16 protein-coding genes are annotated in these 24,741 nt (G+C 36.8%); 15 read left to right on the top strand and 1 reads right to left on the bottom strand.

Annotation, left to right across the window (positions count from 1 at the left end):
* Positions 1-158 precede the first annotated feature (158 nt).
* The 4 genes from spoVS to cotE all read left to right on the top strand — a co-directional run bounded on the left by spoVS (position 159) and on the right by cotE (position 3,348).
* Positions 159-419 (top strand): stage V sporulation protein S, encoded by a 261-nt coding sequence (spoVS, locus tag KHA96_RS05005; protein ID WP_213123282.1) that lies wholly within the window; start codon positions 159-161, stop codon positions 417-419.
* A 194-nt stretch (positions 420-613) separates the two neighbouring features.
* Positions 614-2,158 carry a tRNA (N6-isopentenyl adenosine(37)-C2)-methylthiotransferase MiaB gene (gene miaB / locus KHA96_RS05000; protein WP_213128166.1) on the top strand — a complete coding sequence of 515 codons (1,545 nt, stop codon included), beginning with the start codon at positions 614-616 and terminating at the stop codon, positions 2,156-2,158.
* Position 2,159: 1 nt separating this feature from the next.
* Positions 2,160-2,588, top strand: coding sequence for a YlbF/YmcA family competence regulator (locus KHA96_RS04995; protein ID WP_213128165.1), 429 nt, complete (start codon positions 2,160-2,162; stop codon positions 2,586-2,588).
* A gap of 202 nt (positions 2,589-2,790) precedes the next feature.
* Positions 2,791-3,348: an outer spore coat protein CotE gene (cotE, locus tag KHA96_RS04990; RefSeq protein ID WP_213128164.1), complete on the top strand. Its 558-nt coding sequence runs from the start codon at positions 2,791-2,793 to the stop codon at positions 3,346-3,348.
* A 58-nt stretch (positions 3,349-3,406) separates the two neighbouring features.
* On the opposite strand, the gene pulA is transcribed toward cotE, so the two are convergent.
* Positions 3,407-5,485 carry a type I pullulanase gene (gene pulA, locus KHA96_RS04985; protein ID WP_213128163.1) on the bottom strand — a complete coding sequence of 693 codons (2,079 nt, stop codon included), beginning with the start codon at positions 5,483-5,485 and terminating at the stop codon, positions 3,407-3,409.
* A gap of 251 nt (positions 5,486-5,736) precedes the next feature.
* Between pulA and glgB the strand changes: the two genes are divergently transcribed.
* The 11 genes from glgB to miaA all read left to right on the top strand — a co-directional run bounded on the left by glgB (position 5,737) and on the right by miaA (position 24,712).
* Positions 5,737-7,656 carry a 1,4-alpha-glucan branching protein GlgB gene (gene glgB, locus KHA96_RS04980; RefSeq protein ID WP_481748221.1) on the top strand — a complete coding sequence of 640 codons (1,920 nt, stop codon included), beginning with the start codon at positions 5,737-5,739 and terminating at the stop codon, positions 7,654-7,656.
* Positions 7,653-8,804 (top strand): glucose-1-phosphate adenylyltransferase, encoded by a 1,152-nt coding sequence (locus KHA96_RS04975; RefSeq protein WP_283248435.1) that lies wholly within the window; start codon positions 7,653-7,655, stop codon positions 8,802-8,804. The genes glgB and KHA96_RS04975 overlap by 4 nt, the downstream gene beginning before the upstream one ends.
* Positions 8,805-8,808: 4 nt before the next feature.
* Entirely contained in the window at positions 8,809-9,915 is a 1,107-nt protein-coding gene (glgD, locus tag KHA96_RS04970) for a glucose-1-phosphate adenylyltransferase subunit GlgD (protein ID WP_213128161.1), read from the top strand.
* 30 nt (positions 9,916-9,945) lie between these two features.
* Positions 9,946-11,370, top strand: coding sequence for a glycogen synthase GlgA (gene glgA / locus KHA96_RS04965; protein ID WP_213128160.1), 1,425 nt, complete (start codon positions 9,946-9,948; stop codon positions 11,368-11,370).
* A gap of 16 nt (positions 11,371-11,386) precedes the next feature.
* On the top strand, positions 11,387-13,804 hold the full coding sequence (locus tag KHA96_RS04960; protein ID WP_249315265.1) for a glycogen/starch/alpha-glucan phosphorylase: 2,418 nt from the start codon (positions 11,387-11,389) through the stop codon (positions 13,802-13,804).
* Positions 13,805-14,216: 412 nt separating this feature from the next.
* Positions 14,217-16,778, top strand: a complete 2,562-nt coding sequence (gene mutS, locus KHA96_RS04955; RefSeq protein ID WP_213128158.1) for a DNA mismatch repair protein MutS — start codon at positions 14,217-14,219, stop codon at positions 16,776-16,778.
* A 1,070-nt stretch (positions 16,779-17,848) separates the two neighbouring features.
* The gene (gene mutL / locus KHA96_RS04950; protein ID WP_213128157.1) at positions 17,849-19,714 is read left to right on the top strand and encodes a DNA mismatch repair endonuclease MutL; all 1,866 of its coding nucleotides are present in this window, start codon (positions 17,849-17,851) and stop codon (positions 19,712-19,714) included.
* 14 nt (positions 19,715-19,728) lie between these two features.
* Positions 19,729-19,983 (top strand): hypothetical protein, encoded by a 255-nt coding sequence (locus KHA96_RS04945; protein WP_213128156.1) that lies wholly within the window; start codon positions 19,729-19,731, stop codon positions 19,981-19,983.
* A gap of 556 nt (positions 19,984-20,539) precedes the next feature.
* Positions 20,540-22,033: a glycerol kinase GlpK gene (glpK, locus tag KHA96_RS04940; protein WP_213128155.1), complete on the top strand. Its 1,494-nt coding sequence runs from the start codon at positions 20,540-20,542 to the stop codon at positions 22,031-22,033.
* A 41-nt stretch (positions 22,034-22,074) separates the two neighbouring features.
* Entirely contained in the window at positions 22,075-23,715 is a 1,641-nt protein-coding gene (locus tag KHA96_RS04935; protein WP_349305678.1) for a glycerol-3-phosphate dehydrogenase/oxidase, read from the top strand.
* Between the two features lie 64 nt (positions 23,716-23,779).
* Positions 23,780-24,712, top strand: coding sequence for a tRNA (adenosine(37)-N6)-dimethylallyltransferase MiaA (gene miaA, locus KHA96_RS04930; protein WP_213128154.1), 933 nt, complete (start codon positions 23,780-23,782; stop codon positions 24,710-24,712).
* Positions 24,713-24,741: the final 29 nt, after the last annotated feature.

The raw sequence follows: 24,741 nt of genomic DNA, 5'->3' as shown, positions 1-24,741 counted from the left end.
CCTATAGGGCCTGTACGTCAATGAGCATTTCTCCTTTCTAGTTTTGGACAATCCGGAATAGTTCATAAATTACCTGAATATAGTAACAATGGAAAGGTTAACTGCGATTGAGAATGACAAGACAATCGCTATGGGGAAATGACAAGGAGGAACAAGAAATGGAAATATTAAAAGTTTCAGCAAAATCCAACCCAAATTCCGTGGCGGGCGCGCTGGCAGGTGTTCTCCGAGAAAGAGGCGGTGCAGAAATTCAAGCAATCGGGGCTGGGGCATTGAATCAAGCAGTGAAAGCGGTAGCGATTGCGAGGGGATTTGTCGCCCCAGGTGGTGTTGACTTAATTTGTATACCTGCTTTTACAGATATTATTATTGATGGTGAAGAAAGAACAGCCATCAAGCTTATTGTTGAGCCGAGATAAATAATCGAAAATGTATAAGGGTGTTTAATTAGGACTTGGTTGCTCAAATGCAATCAAGTCTTTTCGAATTTTATTTAACAAAATGGGCCTTATGTTGTATTCAAAAATAAAAGGCTATATACTAATAGAATGGATACATTTAAATATAAACATTTTCGTTCATCGACGGTGTGATGATAAGAAAGGGGATTTTCATGAACGAGAAACAACGTTTAGAAAGTCAACAAGTTAATCAATCTACTACTCCTAGCCTGAAAAAGGAAAAGGATTATAGTCAATATTTTCAAACAGTGTACGTTCCTCCATCCATGAAGGATGCTAGAAGGCGTGGAAGAGAGGAGATTGCGTATCATAATGATTTCGAAATAGATGAAAAATATCAAGGAATGGGCATGGGCCGTAAATTTTATATACGCACTTATGGTTGCCAAATGAATGAACATGATACAGAAGTCATGGCTGGAATCTTTATTGACTTAGGTTATGAGGCTACAGATACAGTTGAAGATGCAGATGTGATTTTACTTAATACTTGTGCAATCAGAGAAAATGCTGAAAACAAAGTGTTTGGCGAACTAGGTCATTTGAAATCTTTGAAATTAGAAAAACCCGATTTATTACTAGGTGTTTGTGGATGTATGTCACAACAAGAATCTGTCGTTAACAGAATCCTAGAGAAACACCATTTCGTTGATATGATTTTTGGTACACATAATATTCATCGTCTTCCAGACATTTTACATGAAGCATATATGTCGAAGGAAATGGTAGTTGAAGTATGGTCAAAAGAAGGCGACGTCATTGAAAACCTCCCGAAAGTTCGTAGAGGGAATATTAAAGCTTGGGTAAATATCATGTACGGCTGCGATAAATTTTGCACATATTGCATCGTTCCTTTTACAAGAGGGAAAGAGCGAAGCAGGCGTCCAGAAGAAATTATCCAGGAAGTACGCCAGCTGGCAGCGCATGGTTATCAAGAAATCACGTTGCTTGGACAAAATGTCAATGCATATGGTAAAGATTTCGAAGATCTCGATTATCGTTTAGGTGACTTAATGGACGATTTAAGAAAAATCAATATCCCTAGAATTCGCTTTACAACTAGTCATCCACGTGATTTTGATGATCATTTGATTGAGGTGCTTGCCAAAAAAGGAAATATGGTTGAACATATTCATCTGCCAGTTCAGTCCGGCTCAAGTGATATATTAAAAATAATGGGACGTAAGTATACGAGAGAACAATATCTTGAACTTGTAAGAAAAATTAAGGCAGCCATTCCTGATGTTTCACTTTCTACAGATATCATTGTTGGTTTTCCAAACGAAACGGACGAGCAATTTGAAGAAACGATGTCTCTTTATAAAGAAGTTGGTTTTGAGATTGCCTATACATTTATTTACTCGCCTAGGGAAGGGACTCCTGCTGCGAAAATGAAGGACAATGTCTCTATGGAAGTGAAGAAAGCACGTTTGCAACGTTTAAATGATCTTGTAAATGAAATGTCCCGTGAAGCAATGAAAAAATTTAAAGGTCAAATTGTTGAAGTGCTTGTTGAAGGCGAAAGTAAAAATAATCCTGAAATCCTTTCTGGGTATACAAGAAAAAATAAGCTTGTAAACTTTAAGGGGCCAAAAACAGCTATTGGTCAATTAGTAAATGTAAAAATAAAAGAAGCAAAAACATGGACCTTAGATGGCGAGATGGTTGAAGAACTAGAATCGGTAGAGGTGATATAATATGGTGAAATATACGAAAGAGGATATATTAAATCAAGCACATGAATTAGCAAAAATGATAGCAGAGACTGAAGAGGTTGATTTTTTTAAACGTGCCGAAGCTCAAATTAATGAAAATCAATCAGTCCGAGAAATGATAGCGAGTATTAAAAGCTTACAAAAACAAGCAGTTAATTTTCAACACTATGGTAAAGATAGAGCATTACAATTAACAGAAGAAAAACTTGAAAAGCTAGAAGCTGAACTTGATGAAATTCCTATTGTACAAGAATTTAAGCAGTCACAAATCGACGTAAATGATTTACTGCAAATGGTTGCATCCGCCATATCTAATAAAGTGACAGATGAAATCTTAATCTCAACTGGTGGCGACTTGCTTTCAGGTGAAACAGGTTCTAAAATTAAATATAGCGAGTCCAGCTGTTCGTAAAGGCAAAGCCATTATTCAATTGTGAATAATGGCTTTTTCTTGAGCCCAATTCATCGAAATCAAGGGTAGATCTTAAACAAAATCCATTGTTTTACATACAATATCGTAGATAGACCTAGTGAATTAGCCTTCACGTAATAAGCACATTCGTCTAGAGAGATGCATACGATGAAGGGAAAATGAATGAGGAGGGTTCGCTCGAATGGCAGAATATAGAGAAATAATAACAAAAGCGGTCGTGGCGAAAGGGAAAAAATATACAAATTCCAACAATGCGATCAGTCCGCAACATCATCCTTCGAGCATTTTAGGCTGCTGGATTATCAATCATAAATATGAAGCGCGCAAAGTCGGCAAAAAAGTCGAGGTAAGCGGTTCTTTTGATATGAATGTTTGGTATTCCCACCATGATAACACGAAAACATCAGTAGCAACGGAGAGAGTGGATTATAAAGATGTCATCGCACTTCATTATCAAGACCCTGATTGCTTAGATGATAAAATAGTATCTGCACGAGTTCTCCAACAGCCTAATTGTTTAGAAGCAGTGATTTCCAAAAAGGGCAATAAGATTCTAGTAAGCACTGAAAGAGAGTTTCTAGTGGAAGTCATAGGTGAAACGAAAGTCTGTGTTGCTGTACACCCAGGCGAATGTCCATGTGATGATGAAGAAGATGATGATTGGACTGAAGAATTAACTGACAGCGAATTGGCTGAGGAGATTAATCCAGATTTCCTTGTCGCAAATGAAGCAGAATAAATGCCGGGAAGAAATTCTTCCCGGTTTTTTCTTTTTTATCAATTTAATATTGATTAGCCTATCTTTTCTTTTTTAACACAACTAACTCATAGGGGCCAACATCTATAAATTCTCCTTCAATTTCATGACGAGCATTTTTAACATCATTTGTTGCCTCTACTTGCCATAAACCTGAGGACGGTAATTGCAAATTATAGTTTTCTTTAGTCGGATTAATATAAATAGTAAAATCTTCACCATTACCGAATAATGTGTAAGCGAATAAAGGATTGGGAGTATTTAAAACGTGCACTCTCCTTCTAATTTCTTCTTCTGTCTTTAAACGAAAGACGTCATACTTTTTTCGCAATGTAATGAGCTTCTGAACAAACTTAATGTTTTCTTCCTCTATCTCCCTTTTCGTCCAATCTAATTGATTTATTCCATCTCCAGAAATATAACTATTTTCGATCCCTTCCTTTGTTCTAAACCATTCTTGCCCAGCATGTATAAATGGAACGCCCTGGCTTAATAAAGTCAGACCGGTAGCGAGTTGATGTATTTTCTTTCTTACAACTTCACTTTCATGATTGTTTGTTAAGATCAATCTATCCCATAAAGTATGATTATCATGGCATTCTACATAGTTAATTGTTTGCACGCAGCTTAATTTTTCAAGATTTGACCCCATCACAATGTTAGGCAGCCGTTCCACAAATTTACCTTCACCATTTACATAGCCAGTATCAGCTGCATTAAATAAATTTCCTTTCAGAGTATCCCGAAAAGAATCGTTGAAAAATCGAATGCCTTGTAATTGATCTGAATTTACATTTGTTGACCTTTTATTTGGCTCCAACGCCGTTGCTAGATCCCAACCTTCTCCAAGCAACATAATTGGGATGGATTCTTTTTCACAGCGGCGAATGATTTCTTTCATAGTCTCGATATCCATCACACCCATTAAGTCAAATCTGAAACCAGACGCTTGATACTCCGTTAAAAATAAATCAATCGTATCTAAAATGAGTTTTCGAACCATTATTCGCTCGGTAGCTAGATCGTTGCCGACACCGGTTCCATTACTGATGCTGCCATCCTCGTTATAGCGAAAGTAGTATCCGGGAACAATCTTTTCAAACGGTGATTCCTCCATTATAAATACATGATTAAAAACAACATCCAATATGACAGAAAGATTTTCTTGATGAAATGTATGAATCATTTTTTTAAATTCATCAATTCTAGATATCGGATCATTAGGAGAGATAGCATAACTTCCTTCTAGTACTTGAAAATATAATGGATCATATCCCCAATTATATTGCTCCTTTGGCTCAAGTTCGTTCACACGAGCAAAATCGTTGATTGGTAAAAGCTGAATATGTGTACAGCCCAATTCTTTAATATAGGAGAATCCAGTGGAAAAACCATTTTTCGTAGTTGTTCCCATCTCACTTAAACCAAGAAAAGTTCCTTTATTTTTGATGCCGCTATCTGGATGAATGGTTGCGTCCCTAACGTGTAATTCATAAATAATGGCATCCTGTAAACTTTCTATAATAGGTCTTTTTGCAGTGATTTGCTCTGTTTTGGAGAAATCAATAACCACACCTTTTTTACTATTGGCAAGCATTGATTTTGCGTAAGGATCATTAATACGCATCGTTTTTCCGTTGACAGTAATTTCATATTCGTAAGCAAAACCATGCCAATTCCCATCTACATGGCAGACCCATATACCTTTTTTTTGTCGATTTAACTTTTTTGCCATATTATTCAAATATAATATTACCGATGTGGCAATTGGTGCCCAAATTGAAAAATATGTGATGTCATTTATACAATACGCCCCTAACTTTTCGTCAATCGCAGAATAAGTTTCATCAAACCATTTTGTACGAACAACTGTCCTTGGGTAGACTGGAAAAGTCTCATCACCCCATATTAATTCTAATATTTCACCCATTGGAAGCAAATCAGGAAATTCAATATTAACAGCTGATGAACCGGTTACATTTTTTATTTTTCCGATAAAATATATGTTTTTTTTTGGCCAATAAATTTTGGGAGAATTTTCATGAATTAGAGAAGAAATATTATTCGGTTTTAATGTTACGCGATGAATATCATCAATCCACGCTACTTGTGTATCCACATTTGCCACTCCTTTTTAAAACTAAATGAGGCTAAGTAATTGCAGTATATGTTTTCACCCTTGTTCACGTAAGCAATACCTAAAAAGTATCTATTTATGCATTAAAAGACAGAGCTATATTTAAATAATTTAATCGACAAACCTATACATAATGCCTTAAACCTATAAAAGATGTGTCGAAGGAAACTTAGATAAAATCCCACCATTGTCTCCTATAATAGGAATTGTTATCGTCCGTGAAAGGAGTCAACATATTGTATTTTAACATTTCCGAGCAGGACATATTTTTGTTCCACCAAGGTACTCACTATCATAGCCAGCAAATATTAGGTTGTCACCATATGAAATGGAAGGGGAAAAATGGTTCAAGATTTTCAGTATGGGCACCCAATGCGAAAAAAATTTATGTTGTTGGTGATTTTAATAAATGGACCGGAGATGCGTACGCTTTAACTCGAATTTCAAATGAAGGTTTATGGGTAGGCTTTTTTACAAATATTTCAGTAGGATCACCTTATAAATATAAAATTATTGCAGCGAACGATGAAGTTCTTTTAAAGGCAGATCCATATGCTATTCAATCCGAGATTCGTCCGGCGACTGCATCACTAGTTCCAGAACCTTCAATCTACAAATGGAAGGATCAGTATTTTCAGGAAAAAAAGAGGCAATTTAACCCATATACCTCACCTATTTCGGTATATGAAGTTCATTTAGGGTCTTGGAAAAAGAAAAGTGATGGGGAATTTTATACATATTGCGAGCTTGCCGATGAGTTGGTTCCTTATGTTAAATCTTTAGGTTATACCCATATTGAATTACTTCCACTTGCAGAACATCCTTTAGATCTTTCATGGGGATACCAAATTACTGGATATTTTGCTGTAACTTCCCGATATGGTTCACGGGAGGATTTTAAATACTTCGTTGATGTATGTCATCAAAACGAGTTAGGTGTGATTATGGATTGGGTGCCTGGTCACTTTTGCAAAGATGATTTTGGATTAAGAAACTTTGATGGTAATCCAATTTATGAATATAAAGATTCCCTTAAAGCAGAAAAACGATCATGGGGAACGTTGACTTTTGATTTTGGCAGACCCGAGGTTCAAAGCTTTTTAATATCCAATGCATTATTTTGGTTTGAAGAATACCACATAGATGGTATCCGCGTAGATGCTGTAGCGAGTATGCTCGATCTTAATTTTGATCGACATGCCGGTGAGAAGAGAATTTATAATTCATTCGGCGGTGATGAAAATCTAGAGGCATATGCTTTTTTGCGTAAATTGAATGAAGTTGTATATTCATTTCATCCAAATGTATTAATGATGGCCGAAGATAGCTCGGACGTACCTCTAGTAACAGCACCTACCTATATGGGTGGTCTCGGATTTAATTATAAATGGAATATGGGTTGGATGAACGACCTGCTCGACTATATGAAAAAAGATCCCGTGTATCGAAAATGGCATCATAATTCACTGACATTTTCATTTATGTATATTCATTCTGAAAATTACTTGCTCCCTTTATCACATGATGAGGTTGTCCACGGAAAAAAATCATTATTAGATAAAATGCCTGGGGATCAGTGGCAGCAATTTGCCAATTTACGATTACTTTATGGCTATATGATTGCTCACCCTGGAAAAAAGCTAATGTTTATGGGGGGGGAGCTGGCGCAATACGCTGAGTGGAAGGATAAAGCTCAGCTGGATTGGCATTTACTTGATTATCCCATGCATAAAGGGATATTTAATTTCGTAAAAGCCTTAAATCATTTTTACAAGAAAAACGCTTCACTTTTTGAATTGGATCATGAATCAAGAGGATTCGAATGGATAGATCCTCATAATATCGATCAAAGCATCATTGTATTTAGAAGACGCGGTGTACACCCTCATGATGAATTAATTATTATTTGTAATTTTACTCCAAATGTTTCTTATGACTACAAGATTGGTGTTCCAGAAAGTGGTAAATATAAAGAAATATTTAGCTCAGATGCAAAGGAATTCGGCGGCTCGGGTCAATTAAATGTGGGGGACCATTTTAGTTTTCCGAAAAAATGGCATGGATTGCCTCAACATATAAAAATAAAGGTACCACCTTTAGCTATTTCGATTTTTAAACGTGAAATAACAACTATTGAGGAGGACGTAAATTGAAGGAATGTGTAGGTATGCTGTTAGCTGGTGGAGAAGGTAAACGGTTAGGAACATTAACAAAAGAGGTAGCAAAGCCAGCAGTACACTTTGGAGGGAAATATCGAATTATCGATTTTACCTTAAGTAATTGTACGAATTCAGGAATTCACACTTTAGGCGTAATGACTCAATATTCACCGCTTGAATTAAATAAACATATTGGCAACGGAAAGCCGTGGGATCTGCATCGGCAAGATGGAGGAGTGACCATTTTATCTCCATATACTGCTCAAAGCGGCGGGAGCTGGTATTCGGGAACGGCCGATGCCATTTACCAAAATATTCATTTTATTGATTTGCATGATCCTGAGTACGTTCTAGTCATTTCAGGCGACCATATTTATCAAATGGATTATAACGCCCTCCTTGAAGAACATAAACGATCAAAAGCAGATGTTACGATATCTGTTATAACGGTTCCTTGGGAGGAAGCATCGCGATTCGGGATATTAAATACAACAGATAATTTAAGAATATATGAATTTGATGAAAAGCCGAAAGAGCCAAAAAGCAATTTAGCTTCAATGGGAATTTATATGTTCACATGGAAAACATTAAAGACCTATTTATTGAACGATGCCAATAATAAGCATTCAAGTCATGATTTTGGAAAAGATATTATCCCGGCAATGCTAGCTGACGATCTCAAGCTATATGCGTTTCGTTTTAATGGATATTGGAAAGATGTCGGCACCGTACAAAGTTACTGGGAAGCAAATATGGACTTACTTGATGAGGATTGGCGTTTATCATTAACGAATAAAAATAAGAAACTATATTCATATGACTCTGACTTTCCACCACAGTTTATTTCCGAGACTGGGATCGTAAAGCATTCGCTAATAAATTCAGGCTGCTGGGTATTTGGAACGGTTGAAAACTCTATTTTATTTCAACATGTCATAATCGAAGAAGGAAGTTATGTGCATCAATCAATCTTACATCCCGGAGTAAAAGTAGGGAAAAATTCTATATTAGAACGAGTAATTGTGATGGAAAATACGGAAATTCCTGAAGGAACTTATATTCGAATCAGAAATGGTGAAGAACCACTTGTTATTGATCAAGACAAATTATGTGAAATATTGCATGAAATAAAGGAGGCCTAAATTAATGAACACGATGATGGGATTAATCAACTTAGAGCATGAGCACCATTTTTTTCATGAATTAACCTATTTTCGCAATGGCGCCTCCGTTCCATTTGCAGGGCGCTATCGCTTAATTGATTTTGCTCTTTCTAATATGGTGAATTCAAATATTGAAGAAGTGGCTGTATTTACACGTAGTAAATATAGATCTTTAATGGATCATCTTGGAACAGGTGAAAATTGGGAATTGGACAGGAGAAATGGTGGTTTATTTATCCTACCGCCAGACTGGAACGATCCATCCGATATTTCGAAAGGTGATTTACAATTTTTTCACAATAATCGTGATTATTTTGAAAGAGGAAAGTCATCGTATGTTTTAATCAGTGGAAGTTTATTTCTAGCAAATATGGATTATAAGGATGTTTTTGCTTATCACATAGAACGGAAAGCTGATGTGACGCTTATTTCTACAAGAATTGAAACTGAGCAGCCAGAACACGAACGTTGTTTGCGGATTGAAGCAGATGATTTAGGATGGGTAAAAGATATAACGAATGTTAGATCGAATCCACTATTGTATACAGGTATTTATATTATCAATAAAGATTTGTTGATGTCATTAATTGATCATTGTATTGCACATCATAAAGATAACTTTTTTAATCACGGTATAAAGGATATTCTTGCCGACTTAAAGATTCAAACGTTTGAGTATAAGGGATATAGTGCATTTATCAATTCAGTTGAAAGTTATTATCGGCATAATATGAATCTATTAAGTGAGGAAAACTATAAAGCTTTATTTTATAAAAAGCCTTTCGTGAGAACGAAGGTTGGCAGTTCCCCACCAGCAACTTATCGCTCGTCCGCAAATGTAAAAAAGACCCTTCTTGCTAATGGGTGTGTGATTGATGGAAATGTGGAGGGAAGTATTCTTTTCAGAGGTGTGACAATAAAAGAAGGGGCTACGATTAAGGATTCAATTATTATGCAGCGCTGTACGATTGAACCTGGAGTATATTTGGAAAATGTCATTTTAGACAAGGATGTTCATGTAAAAGCAAACCAAAAATTTATAGGGTCAAAAGATAAACCATATGTTATTGCTAAAAGAAAAGAAATGTAAGTTCGTAGAGTCTGCGGAAGGAGGAAGTATATGAAAAATGTTTTATTTGTCGCTTCAGAATGTACACCTTTTATAAAAACAGGTGGATTAGCTGATGTCGTTGGTTCGTTGCCCCAGGCACTAAAGGAAAATGAACAAATTGATGTTCAAGTCATCCTTCCTCTTTATGATGAGATATCGGAAAAATGGAAAAGTCAGATGCATTTATTTGCTTCAATCGATGTTCCGCTAGGTTGGCGTAATCAAGAGGCAAGTATATATAAGTTAATTTACAATAAAATTACTTATTACTTCATTTCCAATGATTTCTATTTCACCCGCAAAGGTGTTTATGGCTATTATGATGATGGTGAACGATTTGTCTTTTTTAGTAGAGCGGTGATAGAAGCATTAAGTCACCTTGAATGTAAACCACATATTCTTCATGCTCATGATTGGCAGGCTGGAATGGCAGTTGCTCTTGCTAAAATTATGCAGCCCATTAAGGATTTAAAAACTGTTTTCACCATTCATAATATTAAATATCAAGGCGTAATGCCCATAGAAATATTTGAAGACTTTTTTGAATTGCCAGTCGAACATATTGGAGGCATGGAGTGGGACGGCATGTTAAATTGTTTAAAAAGCGCCCTCTTTCATGCAGATAAAATTACGACTGTCAGTCCAACGTATGCTGATGAAATTAAAGATCCTTATTATGGTGAAGGACTTTCTCCAATTCTTATAGAAAGAGCGGGTGATTTGGTCGGAATAGTAAATGGGATCGATATAAAGGACTACAATCCATTGACAGATCCTGCTCTTCCGGTAAAATACCGTTCTTCCAGAGCTAGAAAAAAAGAAAATAAAATAATGATTCAAGAAAAATTAGGTTTGCAAGTAAATGGCGATAAGCCTTTATATACAATTATTTCGCGTCTTGTAGAGCAAAAAGGACTCCATCTTATCCAGCATATTTTTGAGGAATTCCTTAAAGAGGATGTTCAATGCATCGTTTTGGGAACAGGTGATGATGAGTTTGAATCATATTTTTCCGAAATGGCTTATCGTTATCCCGATAAGGTAGCTGCCATTTTGGATTTTGATGAAGATCTGGCGAGAAAACTATATGCAAGCGCTGATTTTTTTATGATGCCATCCAAGTTTGAGCCTTGTGGATTGGCGCAACTTATAGCATTGCAATATAAAGCAGTTCCTATTGTACGTGAAACTGGGGGATTAAAAGATACAGTGCTGCCTTTTAATGAAGTAACAGGAGAAGGGAATGGATTTAGCTTCACTCATTATAATGCTCATGATTTATTAGCAGTTTTACGCTATTCGTTAACCATATTTCATACTCCTGAACTATGGAATATTATCATTAGGAATGTGAATAAAAGTCAGTTTAGCTGGAAAAAATCTGCACTAGAGTATGAAAACTTATATGAAGAATTGACAGTCCAGTATGCATGAGGAGGTGAGGGGGCGCTTGCCTGAAATTACCGTAGAACAATTGGCAGAGAGAATAAAACATAAATTATGGACGGATAAAGGCAAAGAAGTAGAGGCCGCCGAAATGATCGAGGTGTATGCGACCTTAGCTGCTATTGTCAAGGGCGAAATCATTTCGAATTGGCAAACGACGGAAAAGACATACAAGGAAAAGAAATGTAAACAGGTTTATTATTTGTCAATGGAATTTTTAATCGGTAGTTTGCTTGAAAGTAACCTTCTTAATGTTGGATTATTGGATATTTCAAATGAAGCTCTTAAAAGTTTAGGATTTAATCCAAAGCACATTTATGCACAAGAGCGTGATCCTGGTCTAGGTAATGGAGGATTGGGCAGGTTGGCAGCTTGCTTCCTTGACTCCATGGCTTCCCTAAGATATGCAGGACACGGTTTTGGGATAAGATATCGGTATGGTCTATTTGAACAACGGTTTATTCAAGGAAATCAAATTGAGCTTCCTGATTACTGGTTAAATGATGGTTATGCTTGGGAAATGAGGAAAGAAGAGGAGTCTGTTTGTATTCATTTCAATGGCATTGTTCATATGTTTAAAAAAAACGATGGAAATCTCGAGTTTAAGTATGAAAATACGGATAAGGTGATGGCTGTCCCTTATGATATTCCGATAATTGGATATCAAAACAATGTAATTAATACATTGCGTCTTTGGAGTGCAGAACCATTCTTGAAAGCAAAAAATAACGAATCAAATCATTATCACACCCTTGATCATGATCATTCAATCGAGCAAATTTCGGGTTTCTTATATCCTGATGATTCTAGTCATGATGGAAAAGTGCTGCGCTTAAAGCAACAATACTTTCTTGTTTCTTCAAGCATCCAAAATATTATTCTAAATTTTAAACAAAATCATTCATTAACGTTAAAACATTTACACGAGAAGGTTGCCATTCAGATTAATGATACACATCCAAGCTTAGCCATTCCTGAACTCATGAGAATCCTAATGGACCATGAAGGATATGGCTGGGAAGATGCGTGGAATATAACAACAAAGGTTATTGCTTATACGAATCATACAACGTTAAGTGAAGCACTTGAAACATGGCCGAAAGAAATGCTGCAACATCTCCTTCCCCGTATATATATGATTATTGATGAAATAAACGAACGGTTTTGTAAATATATTTGGTTTAACCATCATGAACTTAGAGAGCATATACCGGAAATGGCTATAATTGCATATGAAAGGGTACATATGGCCAGACTTGCGGTAATCGGCAGCCATAGTGTAAACGGAGTTGCTAGAATTCACACAGAAATTTTAAAAAATAAAGAAATGAAATTTTACTATTCATTATTTCCAGACCGTTTTAATAACAAAACAAATGGGATTACACACCGAAGATGGTTATTAAAAGTAAATCCTGAATTATCCAATCTAATTACAGAGATTATCGGTCCTCAGTGGATAAAACGCCCTAAACAGCTGATTAGCCTTTTAAAATATACAAGGGACAGTTCTTTCTTACAAAAATTCGATCAAGTTAAACAGAAAAACAAGCAAATATTAGCGGATTTTATTCATGAGCGTACGGGAATTTTAGTTGATCGCCAATCCATTTATGATGTGCAGATAAAACGGCTGCACGAATACAAGCGTCAACTGCTCAATGTTTTTCGCATTATTTCTGTTTATAATGAAATAAAAAATAATCCGAATATAGATATGACTCCTCGTACTTTTATTTTCGGAGCAAAAGCTGCGCCTAGCTATCATTTGGCAAAAGAGGTCATTAAGCTGATCAATAAGGTTGCAACTATGGTCAATTATGATCCTGACATCCGTGGAAAATTAAAAGTCATTTTCTTAGAAAATTATAATGTTAGTCTTGCAGAAAAAATCATTCCAGCTGCGGATATTAGTGAACAAATTTCAACCGCAAGTAAGGAAGCATCAGGTACTGGAAACATGAAAATGATGATGAATGGTGCTTTAACTGTCGGCACATTAGATGGAGCCAATATTGAAATAAAAGATTTAGTCGGGGATGAAAATATCTTTATTTTTGGGCTAAAGGCTGAAGAGGTTATTAACTATCATCGCTATGGTGGATATAATGCGATGGATATTTATAATACAGATGATAGAGTGAAACAAATTTTAGAGCAATTACATTACGGTGAATTTGGTACCCATGAAATTGAATTCAAAGATATATATTACAATATTCTTTCACAGAATGACCCATATTTTGTATTGAAGGATTTTGATCCTTTTATAGAAATCCATGAGCTGGTAGAACAAGCATACCGTGATCGTTTGTCTTGGTTAAAGATGAGTGTTACAAATATTGCCTACTCAGGTAAATTTTCAAGTGATCGAACGATTCAAGAATACGCTTCTGAAATATGGAAAATAAAACCTGTTTAAAGGAGAGGGCTCCCAAAAGTTGTAGTAATTAACGTTTGGGAACTCTTTCCTTTTTTATTTGTGACTGTTAACCAAGGCTGTTGATTTCCTCTGCAAGTGTTCTCTTCCTTGGGCCGCCTAAGCACCTTGGGGTCTCCCCCTGCCCCGGATTCCCGCCCCTTCCGCTACAATCAACAATGTGCTTTTTAGTGAGAAAATGCCCCGTATTAATCGTTGTACTTATAAATTCCGCTCTTTATGGGTTCTTTTGAAATTTAAAAGGATTACAATTGGGGTATTAAACCTTTTTCCACTCTTGTTTTATTTCAGGGATTTATTAGACAAATCCTTTTATATATTTTAAATAAATGTCATCTATGAATATGTTATACTAATCACGATAAGCTTTTGAACGGAAAGGAATTAAGTACAGATGAGTCAATATACGCCAATGATTCAACAATATTTGCGAGTAAAGGCAAATTATGAAGATGCCTTTTTATTTTTTCGCCTTGGAGATTTTTATGAAATGTTTTTTGAAGATGCTTTAAAGGCATCACAAGAATTAGAGATTACTTTAACTAGTAGGGAAGGTGGAACGAAAGAGCGCATTCCGATGTGCGGAGTTCCTTACCATGCGGCTGCTGGATACATAGAAGTTTTGATTCAAAAAGGTTATAAAGTTGCCATTTGCGAACAAACAGAAGACCCGAAGCAAGCAAAAGGAGTTGTCAGGCGAGAAGTTGTACAACTTATTACTCCTGGAACTGTCATGGAGGGGAAAGGGCTACTCGAGAAAGAGAATAATTATATTACTTCTATTACGATGTTTGATGAGAGTACATTCGGTATTGCATTTAATGATTTGTCGACTGGAGAAAGCAAAGCGACTATTCTAACAGGCTCGCATGAAGTACTATTAAATGAATTGAGTACAATCGGGACGAAAGAGGTTGTAGTAGATTCAAATTTTGACGGGGAACTTAAGAAGAAAATAACAGAACGAATGAGTGCGATTATTTCCATTGAAGAAAATACAGACAACGATAAAGAATTCATCAATATTTTAGCCAAACTCTCGAAAGAAAAGCTGCAAACTGCGGCGATTCGTCTGCTTCATTATTTAAAGAAAACGCAAAAGCGGAGTTTAGATCACTTGCAGCCTTTTGCCGAATATGAAGTAAATCAGTATATGAAACTCGATTATTACTCAAAAAGAAATCTTGAACTAACAGAATCAATAAGAGGAAAAGGAAGTAAAGGGACATTATTATGGCTATTAGATGAAACGGTAACAGCAATGGGTGGAAGAATGTTAAAACAATACATCGATCGCCCCCTAATCAACGAAGCTGATATTGTAAAAAGAGTGGATCTAGTAGAAACGACTTTACATCATTATTTTGAACGCCAAGAGCTTCGTGAATTATTAAAAGGAGTTTATGATCTTGAAAGACTTTCAGGGCGCGTCGCATTCGGAAATGCTAATGCCCGTGATTTTATTCAACTAAAAAAATCCCTTATGCAAATTCCAGCAATTATATCATTAGTTAATCGGCTGGATCATAATGAAGCAAAAAGTTTGGCTGACAAATTAGACCCATGTGAGGAATTAACGAACCTTCTGGAAAAATCAATTATTGACCATCCTCCGCTGACCATAAAAGAAGGTGGTATCATCAAGGATGGCTTTCATGAGGAATTGGATACTTATAAAGACGCAAGTAGGAACGGTAAACAATGGATAGCTGAACTTGAGAAAGAAGAAAGACAAAAAACAGGAATCAAATCATTAAAGGTCGGCTATAACCGCATTTTTGGTTATTATATTGAAGTTACTCGCGCAAATGTCCATTTACTCGAAGAAGGACGTTATGAACGTAAACAAACATTAGCGAATGCAGAGCGGTATATTACACCTGAGCTGAAAGAAAAAGAGACACTTATTCTTCAAGCAGAGGAAAAATGTATTGATTTAGAGTATTCCTTATTTATGGAAATTCGTGAAACAGTCAAATCATATATACCAAGAATCCAACAATCGGCTAAAATCATTAGTGAGTTAGATGTTTACCAAAGCTTCGCGACTGTCAGTGAATCACGGCATTACGTCAGACCATCTTTTAACAGTAATCGTCAGATTCAAATTACAAATGGTCGTCATCCTGTTGTCGAAAAGGTTATGGGTTCGCAAGAATATGTCCCGAATGATTGTTTGATGGATACCGAATGCGAAATGTTCCTTATTACAGGTCCAAATATGTCTGGAAAAAGTACATTTATGAGACAAGTAGCGTTAACAGCGATTATGGCTCAAATTGGATGCTTTGTCCCTGCAGAAAATGCAAATATACCTATTTTTGACCAAGTATTTACAAGAATTGGCGCTGCAGATGATTTGATTTCTGGGCAAAGTACCTTCATGGTTGAAATGTTAGAGGCAAAAAATGCAATTACCAATGCGACTGAAAATAGTTTAATATTATTCGACGAAATTGGTCGGGGGACATCCACATATGATGGTATGGCACTAGCACAAGCGATCATCGAATATATACATGATAGAATTGGCGCTAAAACCCTATTTTCTACCCATTATCATGAGTTGACTGCACTTGCAGAAAGATTAGTTCACCTGAAAAACATACATGTAAGTGCAGTGGAACAACAAGGAAAATTAGTTTTTCTTCATAAAGTTAAAGCTGGTCCTGCTGATAAAAGCTATGGTATTCACGTTGCCGAGCTTGCAGAGCTTCCTAAAGTCCTTATTGATCGAGCTACAGAAATCTTGAATGAGTTAGAAAATGAAACTAGACATCCAAAAAGGCAAGAACATGTTAACGAACAGCTTGCATTCTTTTCGGAGCCTGCCCAGAACCAAATTCCAGACAATGAACGCAATGTACTTTCTGAGCTTCGGAGTCTAAACATAATGGAAATGAATCCAATGCAAGCGATGAATAGTCTTTTTGAAATGCAAAAGAAATTAAAATAATAAATGCAAGCTCTCGGAATTTCAAGTCATAAATCCGCCGAATTTTCAAAACCCTATCAAAAAAAGATGTGTCAAAGAAGCTACATATTTATCTCTTTAAAACTTTCTTTGTAAACGTTGTTGCATTATGGAGATAGTGCATGGTTGATTTCCGCTGCAGTTGCTCGCTTTCCGCGGGGCGGGCGGTTTGTCTAGCTGCAGCGCCTAGCCCCTTGAGATCATAAGTCATATTACTACGTGGCTAAAAGGCAAGCCACTGCGTAATTTGTCTTATGCTTGTCGGGGCTCGTCAAGGCGCTTACGCATTTCCATGAGCCTCTTCGGCGTAAACGTCTGTGAGGTCTGTCCCGCTGATCCCGCGACGGACAGGATGTCCTAGTGTCGGCGTTGGCCACAGGACGTGGCCGTCTTTAGCCGACCAGGAGTCTCGCACTTTCGATCCAATCAATCTTCAAAAGATTTTGTATTAAAAGGAATAATCCCTTGGGAAAAAGCCTTTAAAAAGAATAAACTACTAAAGGGAGAATATGGCCGTTAAGGAATGATAGTTCATCTTGTTGATGGTCATACACTGCTTAAAAGTGTTTGCACATCAGGCAAGCATATGTCCTTTTGTACCACATTTTGTGGAGCGATACCTCACAGATTTGTTTATCTTTTTTTATTCCTTTTGTTTGAATATTCTCTGGATGTATGTGGTAGAATCATGCCGAGAAGCAGGAAAAGGCTTGGATACAACGATATATTGTATCGACTCTCGCAAGTGGTTATCATATAAAGGACATTCATTGAAGTCCTTTTCCCGTGAGTAAAATGAATAACTCAGTTGATCTACGTTCCAGGCGGCGACTCCTGGGGGATTAGCGTGACAGGTGAGACCCCGCAAGGCGCGAAGCGACTGCGAAGGCTCACCGCACGCCCCCCGGAAAGCGTCCGCCTGGAACGTAAATCAACGGTAGTATGCTGACGCGGTGTATGCAGTTAATTTATTGCATGCATATAGATTCGGCAATTCTACTAATAAAAAGCTGAATGTTAAGAGCCAAGAAAAACGTAAGGAGGCAAGGGGCATGCACGAAATTATCGAATTAAATGAATCTCTATCAAATAAAATCGCGGCTGGCGAAGTAGTGGAGCGCCCAGCCTCTGTCGTAAAAGAATTACTAGAAAACTCAATTGACGCAAAGAGCTCTGTGATCGAAATAGATATAGAGGAAGCAGGATTAAGTAAAATTCGGGTAATCGATAATGGAAATGGAATTGGTGAAGAGGATGCACTCCTTGCCTTTAAGAGGCATGCAACAAGTAAAATAAAAGATGAGAATGATCTTTTTCGAATTAGAACACTTGGCTTTAGAGGAGAGGCTCTGCCTAGTATTGCATCTGTTTCAAATTTACAATTAGTGTCAGCGAAGTCTGGCCAAGATGGTACAAGGGTGATTCTTGAAGGCGGTAAATTGATTTGTCATGAGAAGGCTGCTGCTAGAAAAGGGACAGATATTTCAGTAACTAATTTATTTTTTAATACTCCTGCCCGCTTGAAATATTTAAAAACGATTCATACTGAAATTGGTCATATATCAGATATCGTAAACCGTATTGCTCTTGCCCATCCGGAAGTCTCAATCAGATTACGACATAATGAACGTCTTTTGCTTCATACGACAGGAAATGGCGATGTACGTCAAGTACTAGCTGCTATATATGGAGTCCCAATAGCTAAAAAAATGGTTCCAATTCAATCCGAATCTCTTGATTTTAAAGTATCTGGGTTTATTTCACTTCCCGAAGTAACAAGAGCATCCAGAAATTACTTATCTACAATGATTAATGGAAGATTCATTAAAAATTATGCTCTTATCAAGGCGGTTTTAGAAGGCTATCATACTCTTTTGCCTATCAATCGCTACCCTATCGTTTTATTATCAATCGAGATGGACCCTATTATTGTAGATGTGAATGTTCACCCTGCGAAAATGGAAGTGCGAATAAGTAAAGAATTAGAACTGAATGAACTAATTACCTCAACGATAAAAGCTGCATTTAAAACGAGGGAGCTTATACCGTCAAGTAATGTTCAAGCAAAAAAAAGACAAATAAACATATCAGAGCAAACCGCAATGGAATTGGATAGCAACCAAGCTGTTCACAAAAATCCATTCAAAGATCAATATAATAGTAGACAAATTAACAAACAAAAAGAGCCGCTTTTGCCTACCGAGGAAATGAAAAAATTATATGAGCCGGCAGAAAAGAAAATTTCCCCTGGATTTATTGCCAATGAAGCGCAAGTGGATGATCGTTTCACAATAGAAGAACCCATTTATAAGAATGATCCTCCTAAGGAAAATAATAGGATTCCGCCCTTATATCCAATCGGACAAATGCATGGCACCTATATTTTTGCACAAAATGATCAAGGTTTTTATATGATTGATCAGCATGCTGCTCAGGAGAGAATTAAGTATGAATATTACCGTGAAAAAGTAGGGGAAGTTGATAAAGAGGTGCAGGAAATGCTTGTTCCCTTACACTTGGAGTTCTCTCGCGATGAATTTATCAAAATAGAAGAATACAAAGAAGATTTAGAACGGATTGGTATTTTTCTAGAAGATTTCGGGATGAGTAGTTATATGATCAGATCCCATCCAAGCTGGTTTCCTAAAGGGCAGGAAAAAGAGATTATTGAAGAGATGATCGAACAATTGCTAACGATGAAGAAAATAGATATTAAAAAGATTATGGAAGAGGCAGCGATCATGATGAGCTGTAAAGCTTCTATTAAAGCGAATCAATATTTGCGAAATGATGAAATCCAAGCATTGCTAAATGAATTACGCAGAACTGAAGATCCGTTTACTTGCCCGCATGGACGACCTATTATCATTCATTTTTCAACTAATGAAATAGAAAAAATGTTTAAGAGAATTATGTAAAAGGTGGAGAAGAGTTGACAACGTTTTTAATCATTGCAGCAGTCATTACATGTATTGTTGCTTTAATTGGAACATTGCTCGTCGGAAAAGACATCAATGCTCAAATGAAAGAATATGAGGCAGAAGGAGACACGATTGAGAATGAGATTGCAAGATCTCATGAATATGAAACAAAATCAATTAGTGTGAATGTAAAATCTCTTACATGGATTTATGTAGTACTTATTCTTGTTGTAGTTTTTGTTAGTATAGGGATTATTTTATATTAAGAATAAAAATCATTTGATAAGGTCTTTTTAGACTGTATATAAACTTAATTTCATCGAGTTTATATACAGTCTTTTTTGATTTGGTGTAGATTCATAAACTTTCTGATAAGACTTATGGCATTTCTCCCATGTCATGACAATATTTTGATTTAACTCGACATATTAAACGTTTTGTTCTGTATGTGGTCTTTTGAACAAAAAAACTAATACGCAGGTGCTGAGCAGCCAGAGAAGGCTTGCCATTCGCCCTCGGAAAGAGAAGTATGGCTGCGGGCTTAATCAAACACAATAAACGGAAAATAATTTACTATATAAATTAGTGACATTTAACATCAGCAACAAGAAGACTCGTCGAACATCTCCGGAAATCATTGCTTCTATAAAAGACATCGAGAGAGTTAATCTCAATGTCTTTTGTCGATAATCTAAAAGGACTTGATAAGATCGTTAGTTGTCTATAGTTATATTATGTAAACTAAAAGTGAATTTTTAACAAATATTCCCTCATTTTGTTATACTTATAATATTCTAAGCGATTATGAGGAGTGGGTGCCTAGTGGAAAAATACATATTGTCACTTGATCAAGGGACGACAAGTACAAGGGCGATTTTGTTTACGAAAGAGGGAAAAGTAAAACATATTTCTCAAAAAGAATTTACTCAATATTTTCCACATCCAGGTTGGGTAGAGCATGATGCGAACGAAATTTGGGGTTCTGTTTTATCGGTTATCGCAACTTGTCTTACAGAAGCTGGAGTAAAACCATCTCAAATAGCGGGAATTGGAATTACGAATCAGCGGGAAACCGCTGTAATCTGGGATAAAGAAACTGGAAAACCGATATACCGTGCCATCGTGTGGCAATCTAGACAAACTGAAAAAATTTGTAAAGATTTAAAAGAAAAAAACTTAGACAATATATTTAGAAGCAAAACCGGACTCCTCATTGATCCTTATTTTTCAGGGACAAAAGTGAAATGGATTCTCGACCATATTGAAGGAGCAAGGGAAAAAGCGAAACAAGGAAAGCTTTTATTTGGCACGATTGATACATGGATGATTTGGAAGTTGTCCGGTGGTAAAGCTCATGTGACAGATTATTCAAATGCTAGTAGAACGTTGATGTATAATATTTTTGATCTTAAATGGGATGAGGAATTATTGGGATTATTAGATGTCTCTAAAGCCATGCTTCCTGACGTGCGACCATCATCCGAAATTTATGCTCACACAGCAACATATCACTTTTTCGGGCAAAAAATTCCTATCGCAGGTATTGCAGGTGACCAACAGTCAGCATTATTTGGTCAAGCCTGTTTTGAAAAAGGAATGGCAAAAAATACATATGGAACAGGTTGTTTCATGCTGATGAACACAGGTGAAGAACCAGTCATTTCGGAAAATGGATTATTGACAACGATCGCTTGGGGATTGGATGGAAAAGTCGAATATGCTTTAGAAGGTAGTATTTTCGTTGCTGGTTCAGCGATACAATGGCTGCGAGATGGATTAAGGATGATCCGAGATGCTAAGGAGAGCGAACAATATGCTTTGAATGTCGACTCTTCGGATGGTGTATATGTTGTCCCTGCCTTTGTAGGACTTGGTACACCGTATTGGGATAGTGATGTACGGGGAGCAGTTTTTGGGTTGACACGAGGCACTACTAAAGAGCATTTTATTAGAGCCACACTCGAAGCCTTAGCTTATCAAACAAAAGATGTTTTAATGGCCATGGAAGCGGATTCGGGTATATCGTTGAAAACATTGCGAGTTGATGGAGGAGCAGTATCGAATGACTTTTTAATGCAATTCCAAAGCGATGTTTTGCGAGCAATAGTAGAACGACCACAAATCAATGAGACAACCGCTCTTGGTTCAGCTTATTTAGCAGGTTTGGCGGTTGGCTTTTGGAAAAGCAAGGAAGAGATTACTACAAGATGGGAATTGAATCAGCGCTTTGAACCTAAGATGGCTGTTGAATCTTCAAATGATTTATACTCAGGTTGGAAAATAGCTGTTCAAGCAGCAACTCATTTTAAACGATAGGTAATTCTTTCATCCACCTCTATTTGAAAGGAAGGAAGAATGTGAAAAAATTATCTGGAATAAACCGGGAAAGTCAAATAGATCAACAATCAAAGACGGAATATGATGTGTTAGTGATTGGCGGAGGCATAACAGGAGCAGGAATTGCTTTAGATGCTGTGACGAGGGGGATGAAAACAGCCCTTGTTGAAATGCAGGATTTTGCAGCTGGAACATCTAGTCGGTCAACAAAGCTTGTTCATGGAGGATTACGCTATTTAAAACAATTGGAAATAAAAGAAGTTGCAGATCTCGGAAAAGAGCGCGCCATTGTGTATGAAAATGGCCCGCATGTAACGACTCCGGAATGGATGCTCCTCCCTTTTTATGAAAAAGGAACGTTTGGGAAATATACCACTTCTATTGGACTTAAAGTATACGATTTTTTAGCAAGGGTTAAAAAAGAAGAACGGCGGAAAATACTATCGAAGGAAGAAACAATAGTAAAGGAACCGTTAATCAAGAAAGATGGATTATTAGGTGGAGGATACTACGTTGAATATCGTACGGATGACGCAAGACTAACAATCGAAGTCATGAAGTCTGCGCGTGCGCATGGTGCAGATATAGTAAATTACACAAAAGTAGAGAAGCTGCTTTACGATGAACGTGGAAAAGTAATTGGCGCCGTAATAAAGGATATGATTTCTGGCGATGAATATACCATCCATGCAGCTGTCATCATTAATGCAACAGGGCCTTGGGTTGATGATCTCCGTTCAATGGACCATTCAAAAGAGGGGAAGCACCTGCAGCTGTCAAAAGGGGTTCATTTAGTTTTTGATCAATCAAAGTTTCCTTTAACGCAATCTGTTTATTTCGATGCTCCTGATGGTCGGATGATCTTTGCTATTCCAAGAGCAGGGAAAACATATGTAGGCACAACGGATACATTTTATGATGGAGATGTACAATACCCAGAACCATTACAAGAGGATATTAAATATTTGTTGGAATGCATACAGTATATGTTTCCAACTCTGCAACTAAATAGCATCGATATTGAATCGAGTTGGGCAGGTCTCAGACCGCTTATTTTTGAAGATGGAAAAAATCCCTCGGAAATTTCACGAAAAGATGAAATATGGGTTTCGAAAAGTGGATTAATAACGATTGCAGGCGGAAAATTGACGGGCTATAGAAAAATGGCCGAGACGACTGTAAATTTAATTGTTACACAACTAAGCAAAAACAATTCTAATCAATATGGACCATCGAAAACGAAAAACTTGCCTATATCAGGAGGGGAGATCGGCGGCTCAGAAAAACTAGACGCATTTATTAATGACCAAAAAGAAAAAGCAAAAGCGCTTGGTCTTTCTAAAGACGATGCGGCTCAGCTTGCTTACTTTTACGGTTCGAATGTTCAAGATGTTTATCCTTTTATTGAAGAAGAAAAGCCTTTGCCTCCCACGATATATGCCCAATTAATGTATGCTATTCACTATGAGATGACGATAAAACCGATTGACTTCTTTATCCGAAGAACGGGATGGCTATACTTTAATTTCCAAGAGGTAGAAAGGTGGAAACTTCCTGTACTAGCAATCATGGCCGAATTGTATAATTGGAACGATAATCAAATCGAAGAATATGAAAAAGAGTTAAATTCGGCAATGGAGGTTGCTCGCTTTCAAGTTTAAATGGTAATTGGTAAGATATAGACTATAACGAAAATAATAAGTGATAGTAAAGAGGTCAAAACAAATGCAAAAGGTAATCGTTATAGTTGGGCCTACCGCAGTGGGTAAAACAAATTTAAGCATAGAAGTTGCGAAACGTTTTAACGGGGAAATTATAAGTGGAGATTCCATGCAAGTATATCGAGGAATGGATATTGGGACAGCAAAAATCACAACTGACGAGATGAAGGGGATCCCGCACCATCTCATCGATATAAAGGAACCTGATGAAACATTTTCTGTTGCGGAGTTTCAAAAGTTAGTCAGAGAAAAAATAACCGAAATTGCAGGCCGCCAAGCTGTTCCTATCATTGCAGGTGGTACTGGCCTCTATATCCAAGCGGTTTTGTATGATTATCAATTTTCCGAGAGTGCAAGTGCACATCCCCAGTTAGAGCTGCACGATAAGGATCATTTAGAACTTCATAGGCAGCTCGAATCCATAGATCCAGAAAGTGCTAAAAAAATTCACCCTAATAATGTTAGAAGGGTAATTAGGGCACTCGAGATTTATGAAAATACTGGCAAAACAATGTCAGAAATGCAAAATGAACAACAAAGCACTTATTTGTATGATACGGCTCTTGTTGGACTTACAATGGATAGGGAATTATTATATAGTCGAATCAATAAAAGAGTGGACATCATGCTAGAAGAAGGGCTTTTAAATGAGGTTGAAAACCTTTATAAAGGGGGAATATCTAGGGATTCCCAATCTGTAAAGGCCATTGGTTACAAAGAAATATACGATTTTTTGGATGGGGAAATTTCTTTTGAAGAAGCGATTGTTCAATTGAAAAAAAATTCACGTAATTATGCCAAGAGACAGCTTACATGGTTCCGAAATAAAATGGATGTTGCATGGTTTGATATGACGGAAGAAAGGGAACACTTGAAAAAAACAACAGATATTATTGATTTTATTGCAGGAAAGCTGCAAATAAAATCGAATACATAAGTATAGAGATAAACTAGGAGGCCATTTAT

The sequence above is a fragment of the Bacillus sp. FJAT-49711 genome, from assembly GCF_018343715.1.
GTDB lineage: Bacteria > Bacillota > Bacilli > Bacillales > Bacillaceae_C > Lederbergia.
This window is presented reverse-complemented; position numbering and strand designations above follow the sequence as displayed.

What these genes read in the sequence shown, in the direction of transcription:
- spoVS (WP_213123282.1), top strand. Translation starts at nt 159, where the DNA reads ATGGAAATATTAAAAGTTTCAGCAAAATCCAACCCAAATTCCGTGGCG.
- miaB (WP_213128166.1), top strand. Translation starts at nt 614, where the DNA reads ATGAACGAGAAACAACGTTTAGAAAGTCAACAAGTTAATCAATCTACT.
- KHA96_RS04995 (WP_213128165.1), top strand. Translation starts at nt 2,160, where the DNA reads ATGGTGAAATATACGAAAGAGGATATATTAAATCAAGCACATGAATTA.
- cotE (WP_213128164.1), top strand. Translation starts at nt 2,791, where the DNA reads ATGGCAGAATATAGAGAAATAATAACAAAAGCGGTCGTGGCGAAAGGG.
- glgD (WP_213128161.1), top strand. Translation starts at nt 8,809, where the DNA reads ATGAACACGATGATGGGATTAATCAACTTAGAGCATGAGCACCATTTT.
- glgA (WP_213128160.1), top strand. Translation starts at nt 9,946, where the DNA reads ATGAAAAATGTTTTATTTGTCGCTTCAGAATGTACACCTTTTATAAAA.
- mutS (WP_213128158.1), top strand. Translation starts at nt 14,217, where the DNA reads ATGAGTCAATATACGCCAATGATTCAACAATATTTGCGAGTAAAGGCA.
- mutL (WP_213128157.1), top strand. Translation starts at nt 17,849, where the DNA reads ATGCACGAAATTATCGAATTAAATGAATCTCTATCAAATAAAATCGCG.
- miaA (WP_213128154.1), top strand. Translation starts at nt 23,780, where the DNA reads ATGCAAAAGGTAATCGTTATAGTTGGGCCTACCGCAGTGGGTAAAACA.